At 42.7% G+C, this 16,980-nt stretch carries 16 protein-coding genes; 1 reads left to right on the plus strand and 15 read right to left on the minus strand.

What is annotated here, in order from left to right:
• Positions 1 to 12: 12 nt before the first annotated feature.
• Positions 13 to 714 (minus strand): NAD-dependent epimerase/dehydratase family protein, encoded by a 702-nt coding sequence (locus AS194_RS04050; RefSeq protein ID WP_058024190.1) that lies wholly within the window; start codon positions 712 to 714, stop codon positions 13 to 15.
• A 463-nt stretch (positions 715 to 1,177) separates the two neighbouring features.
• Here AS194_RS04050 and rpsT point away from each other — a divergent pair, with 463 nt between their 5' ends.
• Positions 1,178 to 1,444, plus strand: coding sequence for a 30S ribosomal protein S20 (gene rpsT, locus AS194_RS04055; protein ID WP_058024191.1), 267 nt, complete (start codon positions 1,178 to 1,180; stop codon positions 1,442 to 1,444).
• Positions 1,445 to 1,586: 142 nt separating this feature from the next.
• On the opposite strand, the gene AS194_RS04060 is transcribed toward rpsT, so the two are convergent.
• From AS194_RS04060 to hemE, 14 genes are all read right to left on the minus strand, one after another.
• Positions 1,587 to 2,423, minus strand: a complete 837-nt coding sequence (locus AS194_RS04060; RefSeq protein ID WP_058024220.1) for a histidine phosphatase family protein — start codon at positions 2,421 to 2,423, stop codon at positions 1,587 to 1,589.
• A 165-nt stretch (positions 2,424 to 2,588) separates the two neighbouring features.
• Positions 2,589 to 3,386, minus strand: a complete 798-nt coding sequence (locus AS194_RS04065) for a metallophosphoesterase (RefSeq protein ID WP_058024192.1) — start codon at positions 3,384 to 3,386, stop codon at positions 2,589 to 2,591.
• A gap of 150 nt (positions 3,387 to 3,536) precedes the next feature.
• The gene (pyrF, locus tag AS194_RS04070; RefSeq protein ID WP_058024193.1) at positions 3,537 to 4,235 is read right to left on the minus strand and encodes an orotidine-5'-phosphate decarboxylase; all 699 of its coding nucleotides are present in this window, start codon (positions 4,233 to 4,235) and stop codon (positions 3,537 to 3,539) included.
• A gap of 73 nt (positions 4,236 to 4,308) precedes the next feature.
• A complete protein-coding gene (locus AS194_RS04075) occupies positions 4,309 to 4,713 on the minus strand; it encodes a lipopolysaccharide assembly protein LapA domain-containing protein (protein WP_058024194.1) in 405 nt (134 codons plus the stop codon).
• Between the two features lie 57 nt (positions 4,714 to 4,770).
• Entirely contained in the window at positions 4,771 to 5,076 is a 306-nt protein-coding gene (locus tag AS194_RS04080; protein WP_058024195.1) for an integration host factor subunit beta, read from the minus strand.
• Between the two features lie 324 nt (positions 5,077 to 5,400).
• Positions 5,401 to 7,089, minus strand: coding sequence for a 30S ribosomal protein S1 (rpsA, locus tag AS194_RS04085; protein ID WP_058024196.1), 1,689 nt, complete (start codon positions 7,087 to 7,089; stop codon positions 5,401 to 5,403).
• Between the two features lie 301 nt (positions 7,090 to 7,390).
• Positions 7,391 to 8,158 carry a (d)CMP kinase gene (cmk, locus tag AS194_RS04090; RefSeq protein ID WP_058024197.1) on the minus strand — a complete coding sequence of 256 codons (768 nt, stop codon included), beginning with the start codon at positions 8,156 to 8,158 and terminating at the stop codon, positions 7,391 to 7,393.
• Positions 8,159 to 8,346: 188 nt separating this feature from the next.
• Positions 8,347 to 8,907 carry a tRNA adenosine(34) deaminase TadA gene (gene tadA, locus AS194_RS04095; RefSeq protein WP_413771703.1) on the minus strand — a complete coding sequence of 187 codons (561 nt, stop codon included), beginning with the start codon at positions 8,905 to 8,907 and terminating at the stop codon, positions 8,347 to 8,349.
• 12 nt (positions 8,908 to 8,919) lie between these two features.
• On the minus strand, positions 8,920 to 9,657 hold the full coding sequence (locus AS194_RS04100; RefSeq protein ID WP_058024198.1) for a uracil-DNA glycosylase: 738 nt from the start codon (positions 9,655 to 9,657) through the stop codon (positions 8,920 to 8,922).
• Positions 9,658 to 9,825: 168 nt separating this feature from the next.
• A complete protein-coding gene (locus AS194_RS04105) occupies positions 9,826 to 12,372 on the minus strand; it encodes an AAA family ATPase (RefSeq protein WP_058024199.1) in 2,547 nt (848 codons plus the stop codon).
• A 627-nt stretch (positions 12,373 to 12,999) separates the two neighbouring features.
• Positions 13,000 to 13,395, minus strand: coding sequence for an ATP-dependent Clp protease adaptor ClpS (locus tag AS194_RS04110; RefSeq protein WP_083328960.1), 396 nt, complete (start codon positions 13,393 to 13,395; stop codon positions 13,000 to 13,002).
• A gap of 160 nt (positions 13,396 to 13,555) precedes the next feature.
• Positions 13,556 to 14,305 (minus strand): hypothetical protein, encoded by a 750-nt coding sequence (locus AS194_RS04115; protein WP_227511573.1) that lies wholly within the window; start codon positions 14,303 to 14,305, stop codon positions 13,556 to 13,558.
• Positions 14,306 to 14,525: 220 nt separating this feature from the next.
• Entirely contained in the window at positions 14,526 to 15,593 is a 1,068-nt protein-coding gene (gene argC / locus AS194_RS04120) for an N-acetyl-gamma-glutamyl-phosphate reductase (protein WP_058024202.1), read from the minus strand.
• Between the two features lie 140 nt (positions 15,594 to 15,733).
• Positions 15,734 to 16,870, minus strand: coding sequence for a uroporphyrinogen decarboxylase (gene hemE, locus AS194_RS04125; RefSeq protein ID WP_058024203.1), 1,137 nt, complete (start codon positions 16,868 to 16,870; stop codon positions 15,734 to 15,736).
• Between the last annotated feature and the right edge of the window lie 110 nt (positions 16,871 to 16,980).

The following is a 16,980-nucleotide window of genomic DNA, read 5'->3' on the forward strand; positions in this document are numbered from 1 at the left end:
AAAAATAATGCTTTATTTTTTCACGCGAGTCATTGCAAGCATTTTCTTATTTTCAATGATCTCTGTATGTTCAATCTGGGGTTCTGTACGGTATTTACGACGATGATAAATGTCATGAGCACTCATCGCCATTGCACTAGCGACGCGCTTAGCCGAGATAGGATGTAATGAGAGTGACTCTGAGACTAAAGGCGAGATAAGCTTAAAAGCTTTTTGCCCAATGCTCTCGAGTGGACGCCCTTTATGCTTGCCTAGTAATAACGACGGTCGAAATATCACCAGTTGACCAAAGCCTAATGCCGTAATAGATTGCTCAGTCTCTGCCTTGACTCGATTGTACAAAAAGCGGCTGTCAATATCGGCATTCATGGATGAAAGTAGAAAAAAGTTTTCTACCCCTTTATCACGGCATAGCTTAGCAAAGTTAAAATTGTAATCATGGTCTATCTTTCGAAAAGCCTCATCACTGCCCGCTTGTTTTTTGGTAGTGCCAAGACAACTAAAGGCATCTGTCGTTCGATCCGCACCAACGCTCGCAAACACTTCAGAGAGGTTATCAAAGTCATTAACCTGATAAAAACGCATGCTGGCATTAATATAGCGTGGCGGGCGCCGAGCGATCACAATCAATGTATCATAGAGCTCACTCAGCTGTTTTACCAAATGCTGCCCTACCAATCCTGTTGCGCCAATCACAATTGCTTTTCGCTGCATACCCTATCCACTTATATAACGTTAGAGGTTCTATATTGATGAAAAGTAACCTATATCAAAGCCTACCATTAGGATATCATACCTAAATTCATGAATAACTGACGCTATTATGTATGATATATTGTAAGAGATTTTATCAATCAGTTGCGCCTATTGATGTCTGCTATTGATTTAGATACCTTAATAAACCAAAATTCATGAGTTTACAGTACTTCTTTGCGCATTAATCATCAAATATATTGTCCTTAGTGCAATAATTTGCTAATATAACCGGCTTTACACGTCAACGCTGTTTAATTATTCCAAACAGTTCTGGCGCTTGCGATGATCTATTTGTATTAGATACTTTAATATTAGACATCGACATCATGTTTGGCGAGAGGCTGCTCGTCACCGATGATTGTTAAACCCATTATTGCAATCAACATTCATATTTTTATCTGTCTTTATCAAGGAGATACGCGTGGCTAATACTGCACAAGCTCGTAAACGCGCCCGTCAAAACACCAAACGTCGTCAGAACTCTGCGTCACAACGCTCTATGGTTCGTACTTACTTAAAACGTGTTGATGCGGCTATCGAAGCTAAAGATTATGACGCGGCTACCGAAGCTTACAAAAAAGCGGTACCAGTTATTGATCGTATGGCTGACAAAGGTATTATTCATAAGAATAAAGCTGCTCGTCGTAAGAGCCGCCTAAACAAAACAATCAAAGGCCTACAAGCTTAAGATTTGTATTGTCTAGACCGCATGACGCTTTTATAGCGTCATGACTAAAACCTTGCTACTGGTTCTGATACTGGGGCAAGGTTTTTTTATGCCTACTCGATATATATCTAGTGGAACGTCATTACCATTTTTTGATGAAATCTTATGTCCATTGCACCCCTGGTGGTAATAGCAGTTTACTTGGGTGATACCCTGCTGCACGATACCCATTCAACAATGAACTAATCGGACGTGTATATACTTGACCACGCCAGATAAAATGCGCATTTGCCTGATCAAAAGGTTTATCATCAAACCACAAAAACACCCCTTCCATCATTTTTGGCCAATCATTCCAATCGATCTCTTCCACATCGAACATCACGGCTAAGAATGCAGACAACAAAGTATCATGACTGACAGCCAGCATTAGATGCCCATGCTGCGGCTGGTTTTGATAAAAGAGCGAGAGAATATCAAGGCCACCTTGATAAGCATTTTTGGTGCCTTCAAGATTGCCTTGCAAAAAGCGATTGATAAAATTGAGTACACCAATCTCTTTAAATATTGGGTTCGCTATTTCAGGTTCAGTAACGAGGCTACCAGGCTCAACCAGCAGTGACTGATACGTAATATCACGCTTTAGACCTGCTCCTTCCTGCATGAGCTGCGCCGTATCAATACAGCGTTTAATGGGGCTTGAGATGCTATCAACATTGAGTGAGTATGGGAGGTGACCTGCTAACCAACGACCCCAAGACTTAGCTAGTACGCGGCCTTTAGGCGTCAGCGGCAACTGATAGCTGGCAAAACCATTGCCGTCAGAACGCTCACGCAAAGAGTGTCTGGTAAATAAAATCAGCCGCTCATTTTCAGGTAATAGTCTGACCGAAGAAATCATACTATCTGGCAGATGTGAAGGCGCAGGCGCACTTGGTGTGTGACTCGCAAGCTTGTCAGCAGAGACTTTTGATAAGGTGCTATTAAGATATTTACTCATAGTAGCAAGCGTAGCAGATTTTTTGACAGGAATGAACAACATACAAATCCAGTTGCAATATATCTTGTAAATATCCTGTTATATGTTAAATGGGATGTCTAACTTTTGAGCATGGTACGCTGTAACAGATAGCAATCACTATTACTTACATGCGCAAAATCTTGGCTAACCAATATCAACGACTTTATCCCACGCAAATGCCAACGCCGTACTGCTAATCTCATTAGGGTAAGCCCTAGGATTGACAATCACTCGCGTATTACCTATCCGGTAATCGAATGCTTCATGGGTATGACCATGCACCCACAAAGTCGGTGCCCAGTCCTCATGCATCCACCCAGACAAATCACTAACAAACGCAGCATTACTTGGTAAATTGGCATATTTTTCAGACACAGACAATGCACTGACACTATGATGGCTCATGACGACCGTTTTTTTGCCCAGTGCTTTGGCAGTGATTAGTGCTTGCTGCAACCACTGACGATGCTCTGAGTGAATTTGCATGGAAACTTCAGGTGAAAACATCTCTTTACCTGCATATATCTGCTTATAATCACGCATAAAATGCCTAGCAGCAGCCATAGTATCTTCATTGGCATGATACTGATAATCCGTCCACAGTGTGCAACCTAAAATTCGTGTATCACCGATATCAATATGCTGGCACTGTAAGACACAAACCCCTTTGTTAGAGGCAGCATCATAATTGTCCCAAGTCGCCAAATTTTGGTCAAAACTTAGCACATCTTCGTCAAAATATTCGTGATTACCTGAGATCGTGATCAGAGGAACTTGTAAGCGTGCTGCCTGCTCTTGTAACCACGGCATCCCTCTATCGCTGTTGGCGGTGTCTCCCGCTACTAACACGATATCTGCGTCAGTTTTAGGAATATGCCCAATAGGGTGTGACTGGCGTGCATAACTATCAATATGTAAGTCACTTAGTATTTGTAATTTCATATAATTCAGTATCGTCCAATAGTGTCATGATCAATAATTTGAGCCGTAAGCGTCAGCAAGCGCTAAAGCAGTGTATCAGCTCTTTCTTTACCATCAAAAAGTAAAAAGACAGCGATTTAGGCTGTCTTTTTGCTTTACTGATATCAAAACTTAAATACTTTGCAGTATTGTCTGCAATTTAGCCGCAGGGTCTATAGCCTGAGTAATTGAGCGTCCAATCACCAAATAATCAGAACCATCTAACAATGCTTGACTTGGCGTACAGATGCGCTTTTGATCGTCGGTATTGTCGTCTGCTAGTCGAATGCCTGGCGTGACCAATTTAAAATCTTGACCGCATAAGGCTTTGAGCGTTTTCGCTTCTTGAGCAGAGCACACTACCCCATCTAGCCCAGCCTGCTTAGTCAGCTGTGCCAGTCGGCTCACCTGAGCATCTAAGCGATCAGTAATGCCCGTTTGCAGTAATACTTCGCTGTCCATAGAGGTCAATACAGTCACTGCAATGAGTAATGTATCAAGGTTATTATCTAGCAAACGTTGTTTTGCCAAGGACATAGCCTCTAGACCTGCACTAGCATGAACATTGACCATCCATACACCAAGCTCGGCAGCAGCTAGTACCGCTTGAGCAGTAGTGTTAGGAATATCGTGAAACTTCAGGTCTAAGAATACCTCAAAGTTACGCTGATGCAGTGCCTTTACAATATCGGGACCACAGCGTGTAAATAGCTCTTTACCTACTTTGAGCCGGCATAACGCTGGATCCAATTGATCCGCTAAGGCCAAGGAAGCTTGCAAAGTCATATTGTCTAAAGCAACAATGACTGGAGAGTTAATCATATTATTCATGGTTTTGCCACATATCAGAATTATTAGAGCACTGTATTTTCAAAATCAACAACCATTTCTATGGCCGAGCAATTTAATCTCGCTTGCGCTTAGACAACGTACCACCTTCATTTATATGTGTGTCTGTATTGTCTTGCATATCAATCGATCTACCATAGACAGCCTCATCTACGGTTGGCGCACTGGCCTGACGGTCAATCACCACATTGGCTTGATTCAATTGCTCTTGTAGATTTGCATTTGCCTTTTGCAAACGTGAGATTTCCCACTTATTCTGTAGTACACGGAATATAAGCAATGATAATAGAATACCAATAATGATGCCAAGTATTAGACATAGAATGAGCAGTAGCCCCAAATTCATTGTAGGTGCTTGCGAAAACAGTAAATTGACCCCGACCTCGGTATTATTTGCTAATACCAGACCAAGCGAGTAAGCAAAGCTCAAAAACAGCAATACGAATAATAAAAAGCGCATGAGACAGTTACCTCAGGTTGGAATGATAGTTTTTGGTCAGTCAATCATTAATGAATATTAGCTGTGTGCTACTTTATCATTGACTGCTTCACGTAATGCTTTACCTGGCTTAAAGTGTGGAATCGCTTTGGCAGGAACTGGTACGCTCTCCCCCGTTTTAGGATTGCGTCCGACACGAGCGCGGCGATGATGTAGACAAAAACTGCCAAACCCACGAACCTCGACTCGGCCATCATTGGCTAAAGTATGGGTCATCAAATTTAATATTTCGCGAACGGCGTCATCAACGATGGTATCTGCCATGTTGTCACAATTCGCACTCAAATTACTGATAAATTCGGATTTGTTAATCGCTTGCTGCATTATTACGCTTGCCTTGTTGATTGATGGATAAACTGATAATAAGTCAAAACAGTATTATCAATAGAAACTCTAATAGCTAAATCAATAATAGCTCATATCAGAATAGTCTATTTGCACGAGTCATATCGCAACTCTAAATACACTGTCGCTCACATCTCGTTACTCAATGTTGCAAATGATAGCGGATATTGAGGAAAATAGGAATAAGAGTTTCTTTATTTAGCCAAAAACCTTACCTATTAATACAAATATCAAAACTTAATCATAAAAAAAAGCGACCGAAGTCGCTTTTTTTATATTACTTTTATATCAATAACTTACAACTTACTGCATTTGCTCTTTGATCAAATCACCAATCGTTTTTGGCTGTGCATCAGAACCTGCAGCGGCAGTTGTGTTCGTGCTACCAAGATCTTTAATCGCTTGACGCTCTTCAGCTTCGTCTTTCGCTTTGATAGACAAGTTGATGTTGCGTGTTTTACGATCAACGCTGATGATTTTTGCTTCAACGTCATCACCAACAGACAGATGCTTAGTTGCATCTTCAACGCGGTCACGTTGAATTTCAGAAGCGCGTAGATAAGCTTCAACTTCGTCAGCAAGCTCAATAGTAGCGCCTTTAGCGTCTACTTCTTTCACTTTACCATTAACGATAGCACCGCGGTCATTAGCGACTAGGTATTCGTTGAATGGATCAGAGCTCAACTGCTTAACACCCAGGCTGATACGGTTAGCTTCTGCATCTACAGACAATACCATTGCTTCAACGGTGTCGCCTTTGTTGTAGTTACGGATAGCATCTTCGCCAGTTTCGTTCCAAGAGATATCAGATAAATGAACCAGACCATCGATACCACCGTCTAGACCGATAAAGATACCGAAGTCAGTGATTGATTTGATCGTACCAGTGATTTTATCACCGCGCTCATGTTTCTTATCAAACTCATCCCATGGGTTAGCTAGAGTCTGTTTGATACCTAGGCTAATACGACGACGTTCTTCATCGATATCAAGGATCATTACTTCAACTTCATCGCCCACTTGAACTACTTTAGATGGGTGGATGTTTTTGTTAGTGTGATCCATTTCTGATACATGTACTAGACCTTCGATACCTTCAGAAATCTCCGCGAAACAACCATAATCAGTCAAGTTGGTTACGCGAGCTTTAACCACACTACCCACTGGGTAAGTACCGCTAACGTTGTCCCAAGGATCAGTACCAAGTTGTTTTAGACCTAGGCTTACGCGATTGCGTTCACGGTCAAACTTCAATACTTTAACTTTTAGGTCTTGACCAACTTCAACAACTTCAGATGGATGCTTGATACGGCGCCATGCCATGTCAGTGATGTGCAATAGACCATCGATACCACCTAGATCAACGAACGCGCCGTAATCAGTAAGGTTCTTAACGATACCTTCGATCTCGATGCCTTCTTCAAGCTTGTTCAATAGCTCTTCGCGCTCAGCTGAGTTTTCAGCTTCCATAACTGCACGGCGGCTAACAACAACGTTATTACGCTTTTGATCAAGTTTGATGACTTTGAATTCTAGCTCTTTGCCTTCAAGATGAGTCGTATCACGGATAGGACGTACATCTACCAATGAACCTGGTAAGAACGCGCGTACTGAACCGATATCTACAGTGAAACCGCCTTTAACTTTGCTTGAGATGATACCTTTTACGATCTCATCATTGTCAGCGATTTTTTCAAGGAAGTTCCAAGTTTCAACACGCTTAGCTTTTTCACGTGACAGCAAGGTTTGGCCCATGCCGTTATCAACCGCTTCAACTACGACATCAACACTATCGCCAACTTCAACTTCAAGTTCGCCTTCTTCGCTTAAAAACTCTTCACGAGCGACGATACCTTCAGATTTCAGACCAGTATCTACTGTGATCCAATCGCTATCGATGGCCACAACAGTACCGTTAATCACCGAGCCACGCTCGATATCTAGGCCTGTTTCTTCGATGCTCGCTTCAAATAGTTCAGCAAATGATTCCATTATGTCTACCTTTGTATAGCCGTATCCTGTCCAGCACAGTACGGATCAAATTTATGATTGCATAAAACGAGAATACTGGTTTTATATCTTATGCAATCATATATAAAAACGTTTGTTGTTAATAAGCGCCTATTTAAACTTACTAACAACAACTGTCTTACTTTATTCTATCAAACAAAATTTTATCAACCCAGCCTAATAAATAATTAATCGTTAAAAAAACACTAACTTCCAACTGTACAATTCTACATTAAAAACAGGGACTATAGGAAATTTTTTAGTACTTAATATGTTGTTTTTATTAACTATTAAAAAACAGCCCTTGATCTTGGCAATGTCTTTTTACTTGCTCGTAAACCGCATCAGCATCGAGCATTGAACTATCAAGTAACAAAGCATCTGCTGCAGGTTTCGATGGTGCGGTGCTACGGTTCTCATCACGATCATCACGTTCTTTAATCGTCGCCAAAATCGAGTCAAAATCTGCTGCTTGCCCAGCGTTAACTAGCTGGGTCACGCGGCGCTCAGCACGCGCTTCCGCGCTCGCCGTCAAATATACTTTCACATCGGCATCTGGGAATACAACGGTTCCCATGTCACGACCATCAGCGACAAGCCCTGAGCGTGTCGCCATATCTTGTTGCAACGTAAGCAGCGCTTGACGAACTGCTGGAAATACTGCGATCTGCGACGCATAGCCGCCTACGGTCTCGTTACGTACCTGATCACCTACCGCTTGTCCATTTACGATGATATCTACGCGCCCTGACTCATTATTTGGGACAAAAGCTATCTTTAAGCTCTTAGTAAGCGCTAAGACCGCCGACTCATCGATTGGTTGGCTGGCATCTGTAGTTATCAATCCAGCTTCGAATGCTTTTAGTCCTACGATTCTATATAGCGCCCCAGAGTCTAATAGCTGATAGCCCAACACTTGAGCTAAACGCCATGTGACCGTACCTTTACCAGCGCCACTAGGCCCATCGATACAGATAACCGGATAGCGTGCTGAATGGTTTACACTATCGTTTTTATTGAGTAGATCGTTATCAGATACGGAGACGGTCATAATACTTACTCAATAATAGTTGTTACCCGTATAGCTGTCATGCAATAGCAATGAAGCAATATTTACTAGTATATCAAATGCTTGATAGCAGGCTAAAAAATTCGCTACCAAATAGGGCGATATTATAGCAAAAAATCATCGCTACCACTAGCGCCCAAACTGATATCTTATTTATTAATCATTTTGGATTAAACGCTGTTTTTATTCTGTTTCGCTAATCGCCTACGCTCACGAAAAAACGTCTTTAGCAATTGACTACTATGCTCACTGCATAATCCTCTATGAACTTGGATATTATGATTATAAAAAGGCTGCATTGATAAGTCCATCTGGCTGCCTACCATGCCAGCACGTGGCTCACTCGTCGCATATACTAGCCTATCAACACGTGCGTGAATGAGCGCGCCAATACACATCGTACAAGGCTCTAGTGTCACGTACAAAGTTGTCTGTAGTGGCAGACGATAATTTTGTAGACGCTGACAGGCCTCTCTTAACGCAACTACCTCAGCATGTGCCGTCGCATCATGGCAGCCAATCGGTTGATTGAACCCTTGACCAATAATCTGCTGATCATGCACCAATATAGCGCCTACTGGCACTTCACCCAGTTTAGCGCCTTGGCTTGCTAGTCTAAGCGCTTCTTGCATCCATCTACCATCTTGCAGTGTCCAAAACATAAGGGATGCAAATGGTATACCCTCAAGTTCGCTCGGCGCTAAAAAATAAGATGCTAAACCTGTATTCATAGTATTTAGCATTTATTGCGGTAGCTGCCAGTCAATGGGCGTTTGACCATACTGCACCAAGTAGTCATTGGTTTTAGAAAATGGCTTTGTCCCAAAAAATCCACCGCGGTTCGCAGCCAACGGCGAAGGATGCACGGCGGTCAAAATAAGATGTTTGTCGGTATCGATATACTTACCTTTCTTTTGTGCTTTACTGCCCCACAAAATAAATACGGTATGTTCTGTCTGCTCGTTGACCGCGTCAATGACTGCATCGGTAAACTGCTCCCAACCTTTGTTTTGGTGACTGTTCGGCTCGCCTTCTTTGACCGTCAAAGAGCTATTGAGTAACAAAACACCCTGCTCTGCCCAGTAGGTCAGATCCCCATGCGCTGAAGGACGAATACCGATATCATCTGCCATCTCCTTAAGCAAATTATTGAGTGACGGTGGCTTAGGAATCGCTTTAGGAACAGAGAATGACAATCCCATGGCCTGCCCTGGCCCATGATAAGGGTCCTGACCTAAAATCACCACTTTAACTTGCGATAAAGGCGTGAGATTAAGCGCACTAAACATCAACGGCGCGGGCGGATAAATGCTATCCCCTGACTGATAAGCTTCTTTCAAAAATGCGCGTAGATTGTCCATATTTTCGGACGTTAACTCATCTGCTAATGCCGCCTTCCAGTCCTCTGGCAGACGGACATTGTCTAAAATGGCTTGTTTTTGCTCTGGTGTTTTGGTTGTCGGCTCGTCAAACAGCTCCATAGTACATCCTTTTTATATTTGTTATGACATGATGGCTCAGTGATTGGCCTATTTTAAAGGCTAATAGTAACAAAAAACCGTATGAGCTTTGTTGATGAATTATAGCAACAAAAAAACGGCTACCGTAATGTTACGATAGCCGTTACTCTTATATTCAAACTAAATGTTTTAGCTAGCCACTGACTCAGAGTCTGAACGTGGCTCATGAGTCTCGACCACAGTCAAAACAATCCGACTATCCGGTGAACCTTTTTGCGAAGATTTATCTAACTTCACTGTATCATCGTCTTGCGTATTGTCGGCTTTAGGGGCTAAAGTCAAATGAACAACGCCGCCATTCACCAAGTCACCAAACAAAATCATACTTGCCAATGGTTTTTTGATCTCATCTTGAATGAGGCGCTGCATTGGACGTGCACCCATAAGGCGATCGTATCCTTTATCAGCCAGATAATCACGCACATCATCATCAATCTCTAACGTCACTTGCTTATCATCAAGCTGTACTTGTAGCTCAACCAAGAACTTGTCGACAACTGACACAACCACTGAAGTATCTAGTGGATTGAACTGAATAATCGCGTCTAGACGATTTCGGAACTCTGGCGTAAAGACGCGCTTGAGCGCCTCAGTGTTGTCGCGGCTATGATCTTGCTGAGTAAAGCCCATAGAAGAGCGACTGATACTATCAGCACCAACGTTGGTTGTCATAATAATGATGACTTGCTTAAAGATAGCAACACGGCCATTGTTATCCGTCAATGTACCATGATCCATCACCTGCAATAGCAAGTTGAAGACATCAGGATGCGCTTTTTCAATCTCATCAAGTAGCAGTACGCAATGCGGATGTTGATTGATCTTTTCAGTCAACAATCCGCCTTGATCGTAACCAACGTAGCCTGGAGGCGCACCGATCAGACGTGATGCGGTATGGGCTTCCATATACTCTGACATATCAAAGCGTACTAGCTCTACGCCTAATAGATTAGCCAGCTGACGAGAGACCTCTGTCTTACCCACACCTGTCGGCCCTGCAAACATAAACGAGCCAATCGGTTTATCTGGTGCTTTTAGTCCGGCACGAGACAGCTTAATTGCATCAGCAAGCGTGGCAATCGCTTCATCTTGACCAAACACTAAGTGCTTAAGATCGCGATCCAAGTGCTCAAGAATGCTCTTGTCATCACTCGATACAGACTTGGGTGGAATACGCGCCAATTTAGCAATAATAGCTTCGATATCAGCGACATCGATTTTCATCGGTGGCTTTTGCGTTTTAGCAGATTTTAGGCCATCGGCAGACTGAGCACGGTCGTTTGCCTTTGCCGTCTCTGCTTCGTCTTGCATCTCATTATCGCTGTCTGCATCGCTATCGATACCTTCGACATCGGCATCAATCTGTACATCAAAGTCTTGCTCTAAATCTGCAATAAAGCTCTCTTCAGCTTCGATATCGTCGACATCAGGTACCACACCCAGACGTTTGTACGCACCTGCCTCATCGATCACATCAATGGCTTTATCGGGTAAAAAACGCTCGTGTATGTGCTTGGCTGATAACTGTACAGCGGTCACTAATGCCTCATCCGTGTATTCCACATTATGAAACTCTTCGTAGCGAGGCTTGAGGCCACGCAAGATATCGACGGTATCATCCACACTTGGTTCTTTCACATCGATTTTTTGGAAACGACGCGATAGTGCATGGTCTTTTTCAAACACTTGACGATATTCAGTAAAGGTCGTTGAACCAATGCAGCGCAGCTCACCATTAGCCAAGGCAGGTTTGATAAGGTTAGATACGTCCATATTGCTGCTCATTGACGAGCCTGCACCAATGATCATATGAATCTCATCGATAAAAAGAATAGCATTTGGCTTTTTCTTCAGCGCATCAAGAAGCGACTTCATACGCTTTTCAAAATCACCACGATATTTCGTTCCAGCAATCAATGAGCCAATATCAAGGCTATAAATCACGCAACCATTAAGAGGTTTTGGTGCTTTGTCGTTGATAATCAACCACGCCAAACCTTCGGCGATAGAGGTTTTACCAACGCCAGGCTCACCGACCAATAACGGATTGTTTTTGCGGCGGCGGCATAAAACTTGAGCGGCACGTTCAATTTCAGAAGCGCGTCCAATCAATGGGTCTGTTTCGCCTTCAGCAGCACGTTGATTTAGATTGGTTGCAAACTCAACCAGTGGATCTTTGCTGGTTTTTTCAGACGCACTGCGGCGCTCACCAGTCATAGAAGCACGTTGCTCAGATGGCTCTTCTTTGTCTTGACCATGTGATAAATATTGGGTCAGCTCAAGACGGCTAATACCTTGTTTTTTGAGCAGATAAACGGCATAAGTATCATGCTCTGAGAACATAGAAACCAAAATATCAGAGCCTTCTACCAATCGACCACCACCTATAGACTGCACATGAAAAATAGCGCGTTGCAAGATGCGATCAAAACTTTGCGTTGGCTGCGGTGACTGATCTGTATCTGCATCAACAGTTGGCGTGTGCTTATTAATATAAGCTTCAAGCTCAGTACGCAGTGCCGATATATTGGCATTACAGGCAGTCAGGGTATTGGCAGCGTGAGTATTTTCTAATAGCGCCAATAATAAATGTTCAACAGTAAGATACTCATGCGATTTTTGGCGCGCAAGCGTCATTGCTAAACGTAGAGAAACTTCAAGATGACGACTTAACATAACAACTTCCTACGGTTATATCTATCTTTATAATTGATAGTTTTATGAATGAGTTAGTAAGTAAATCAGGGCGATAGATCGATTGTTCAAGGGCAAGATTCGTATAATTAAAAAATCATGGATATATCATTTGGACCATAGACTGTGTGACGAATGCTGTAATCTATCTATCAGTTAGCAGTGATTGTGATAATTCATAGTCGCTTTTCTTTATATCAACACGATACTTCGACAGAGTCAATCTATTAACGCAGACTAAAGTGTATCAAAGCATACTACGAGTACATAACGAAGAATGTGAGAGCGACGAGAAGCTTAAAGAGCTAATGTGGATAAAAGGTAAGTAGATGAACGAGGATATTAATAACGAGTGATCGAAAGGTTGTAAAAATTATTGAGAAGCCTAGTTAGTATATAAGGATATATTACAATAAAATCAAGACTATAAGAGCGATATAATCACTGACATGCTTAATCAAATATGGGTATCTAAAGCGAGGCTGTAAAAATAGATGGCTTAGCTCACTTTGAGAGCGAGCTGCTATAACGACTGGATGAGAACAAAAAACGATTAGGTATGGCAGTGAGAGCTGATGTGAGAATAAGATATAGTGTCTTGCTATCCTTTTACTCGCCTTGATGTGGCTCAATTTGGGTTAATAGTGGATAGCCCTCGCGATGTGCCAGACTATTTACTTTTTTGGCCTTGGTCTCAGCGATATCCTTGGGATAAATACCAGCAATACCTTTGCTACTATTGTGAATCGTTAGCATAATTTCGACCGCAGAGTCCATACTATGGCGGAACTCTGACTGCAAAATATAGACGACAAACTCCATTGGCGTGTAATTGTCATTATACATAACCACCGCATACATAGGCGGTTTAGCAATTTCTGGCTCAGCAACCAGCACATCTGCTTGCGGTGACGTTTCACCTTCTGTGTCACCGTCCTGTGCGCGATGGGCAGGCATATTTGGAAAATGCCAATCAGCAACCGTTGGCGTAGCTTGTAATATCATTTTTTTCATCATAATCAAAGTATAATTATAAGGTAAGTTTGGAATAAGAGAAGTTAGCTAGGCAGGCGATGAAACATCAAGCACTATGACTATATATAGACATGGTGCTTTGTTTTCAACTATATCATCGCTGTTTGGTATTTATTAAGACTTGTATTTACTAGGGAACAATCGGGCTTTCATCAACTTCTGGCAAGTCTAAAAGTGATGGTAGCATGTTATCAACCTTATCACCGAGCTTCCAATCGTACAATTGCTCTACTGTTTGGCCACCTGCTTGCAAGCTCAATTTTGCTTGTAAAGGTTTAAAACCTGAGGGCATCATAAAACGACCGCGTATACGAACAATACCTTCGATCGCATAGCTTGCAGGATCTAAGGGCACTTCTACAAGGTCATCATTATTGAGTAACGTCAAGGTTGGCTGGAGTCGTTTGGCTTGACCGTCGCTACTGAGCATACCAATATCAAAACCATACTCAAAAGCATTTTCGGGCAGCGGTTCAATCTTAGCGCCCAATATTTGTAGCGGCATGCCACCTTTCTCAGCAATCACATCAGCATATATCTCATTAAGCTGTGAGACCTGCCTGTTTTCTACTGTCAATGATTGCTGGTTTTCACGCAGCTCTTTTAGATTTGCGAGACTTATGGCCAGCTCTTGCTTGGCTGTCGCGGCTTGATTGGTCGCGATTTTATTACTAAGACGCAAATCTTCTAGCGCTTTTGTCGCTTCTGTACCATCGATAATCGCTTGCTGAGCTTGCGTTTCCATCGAATGAAAACCACGCTGATAGCCCAGCTTATGTCCGAATAGCAATCCAGCCACGGCAGTCACTAATATCACTACTACAAATAAAGCCAATACTAATGTAGACGCGCCTCGTTGAGTGCTACCGATATCACTCATAAAGCCATTACTATTTTTATCGGAATGCGTTTTGCACGCCAAACCATATAGAACAGAATCTTGACACGATAGACGTGATGACTTTAAAAAAAAGCGTCGTTCAAGCTTAACATGCATTTAGATGGTATCTCTTAAGAGTAAAGGCAAGTTATTATAGCGGAATTTATAATCAATACCTAGTACCATAAATATGAATGACTTAGCGACAAAAAAGTCAGCATTAAGGTACGATAGGTGCAAAATTGAGTCCCATCGATTCATCAAATCCAAACATCACATTCATATTTTGGACAGCCTGCCCTGCGGCACCTTTTACCAAATTGTCTTGCACCACAATGACCGTCAGCTCAGCACGCTCGTTGTCTTGATGTACTGCGATACGTAGACGATTACTAGCACGCACACTGCGCGTGTCTGGATAAACACCTTTTGGCATGACATCAACAAAACCTTCTGATGCATAGCTGTCCTCAAACACTTGCTGCCAATCGATAGCCGCACCTGCATCGGTCAGCTCCATGTGAATTGAGCTCAGCATACCGCGTATCATAGGCACTAAGTGCGGTAAAAAGCGAATGCGATGTGTAAACTGACTGTCTAGTAACTGCGCCACACCCTGCTCAATCTCCGGCAAGTGGCGATGACCTTCAACGCTATAGGCTTTAAAATTATCCGTTGTTTCCGCATAATTAAGTGCCAGTGACGCTTGCCGACCAGCACCTGATACACCAGATTTGGCGTCAATGACAATGCGAGATTCAACCAGTCTTTCTGCTTGCTCATTTTGTGCTTCGATAACAGGTTTTAAACCCAAAATCGCAGTAGTCGGATAGCAGCCAGGGTTACCGACCAATAAAGCGCTGGCAAGCTTATCACGATTGATTTCAGGCAAACCGTAAACTGCTGTCTTCAACAGATCAGGACAAGCATGAGATTGTTTGTACCAGTGCTCAAACTCCGTCAATGATTGCAGGCGAAAATCAGCTGCCAAATCGATGACTTTTACGCCAGCTTGGGTCAGCGCTTCTGCTTGCTTCATCGCAACACCATGCGGAGTCGCAAAAAATACAACATCACATTTTTGCAATGCAGCAAGCGTATTGTCACCTAAGTCACTGAAAACAATATCTGAGATACCGCGTAAGCTTGGGAAGATTTCATCAGCGCGAGTGCCAGCTTCGCTACGCGAGGTTAGCAAATCAATAGACACTTCAGGGTGAGCAGATAGTAAGCGAATAAGCTCAATACCTGTGTAACCTGTACCACCGACAATCGCTGCTGAAATCATAAATTATCCTTATTCTTAGTAAGCACTCATTATATCTAATAAATTCTATATTTTTATCTAGCTTACAAAGCCATATAGACATAAAACCAGTCTGTCAATCCTACCGTCTCTGAATACCATAGCTTTGAATACCGTGGCTTTTAGATCTTGTAGTCATGTACCGCATCAACAAAGACTTTGGCATTGTCAGGATTCACCCACTGGGTAATACCATGACCTAAGTTTGCAATGTAGCCAGTTTTTTCGCCATTAGCATAGGCGCGATCAAGCATCGCATTCACTTCAGAGCGGATAGTGGCGGGTGATCCGTATAACGTTGCCGGATCTAAATTGCCTTGAATGGCTTTGCTGCTTTGTAGCTTCTTATGCTTTTTGGTTAACTCACGCTGGCTCTCAGTCAGTACTTGACGCGCGCGGTCAAGCGGCATCGTCCAATCTAAACCTAAAGCGTCAGCTTCACTATCAGCCTGAATATCAAGCCATAACCCGCCACCTTTGGTAAATAATACCACCGGTACTTGCGGATGACGCTGCTTTAGTTCAGCCACGATACGCTTGTTGTAATTGTGCGAAAACTCGATAAATTGACGATGACCAAGCGCCCCGCCCCAACTGTCAAATATTTGTACGATCTGAGCTCCGGCCACAATTTGTGCATCGAGATAGTCAATGACCGAAGTCACAAGCTTGTCTAATAACTGATGTAAAAAATCAGGATCGCTATACAAAAAGCCTTTGGTATAACGATAATCCTTTGAACTACCACCTTCTATCATATATGTAGCAAGCGTCCATGGACTACCAGAAAACCCAAATAAAGGCACTTGACCATTTAGCGCTTTGCGAATGCTGGTCACGGCGCGCATTACATAGTCAAGAGAATCATTAGGCTCAAGTACTGGCAATCTATCAAGATCAGCCTGCTTGCGAATCGGGTACTTAAACTTAGGACCTTCGCCAGTCTCAAAATACAAACCTAATCCCATGGCATCAGGAATGGTCAAGATGTCACTAAATAAGATCGCAGCATCTAAGTCATAACGACGTAACGGTTGGAGCGTCACTTCAGTAGCACGATCTGTATCTTTGCACAGGCTCATAAAGTCGCCGGCTTCAGCACGAGTGGCTTTGTACTCTGGTAAGTAACGACCAGCTTGGCGCATCATCCAAACTGGCGTGGTATCGATGGGCTCAAAGCGTAATGCACGTAGCAGCCTGTCGTTTTTTAGTGGTGCAAATTGCTGCTGAATCGAGTCACTCTTGTCTGAAGCACTCATGTACAAATCTCCAAAACAACATAGTATCCATATTTATAAATAGATACTGTGCTGGATAAAATAGGTTGAATAAAATAACAATAAATATTTATAAGCTATAAAAAACAGCC

The organism is Psychrobacter piscatorii (genome assembly GCF_001444505.1).
GTDB lineage: Bacteria > Pseudomonadota > Gammaproteobacteria > Pseudomonadales > Moraxellaceae > Psychrobacter > Psychrobacter piscatorii_B.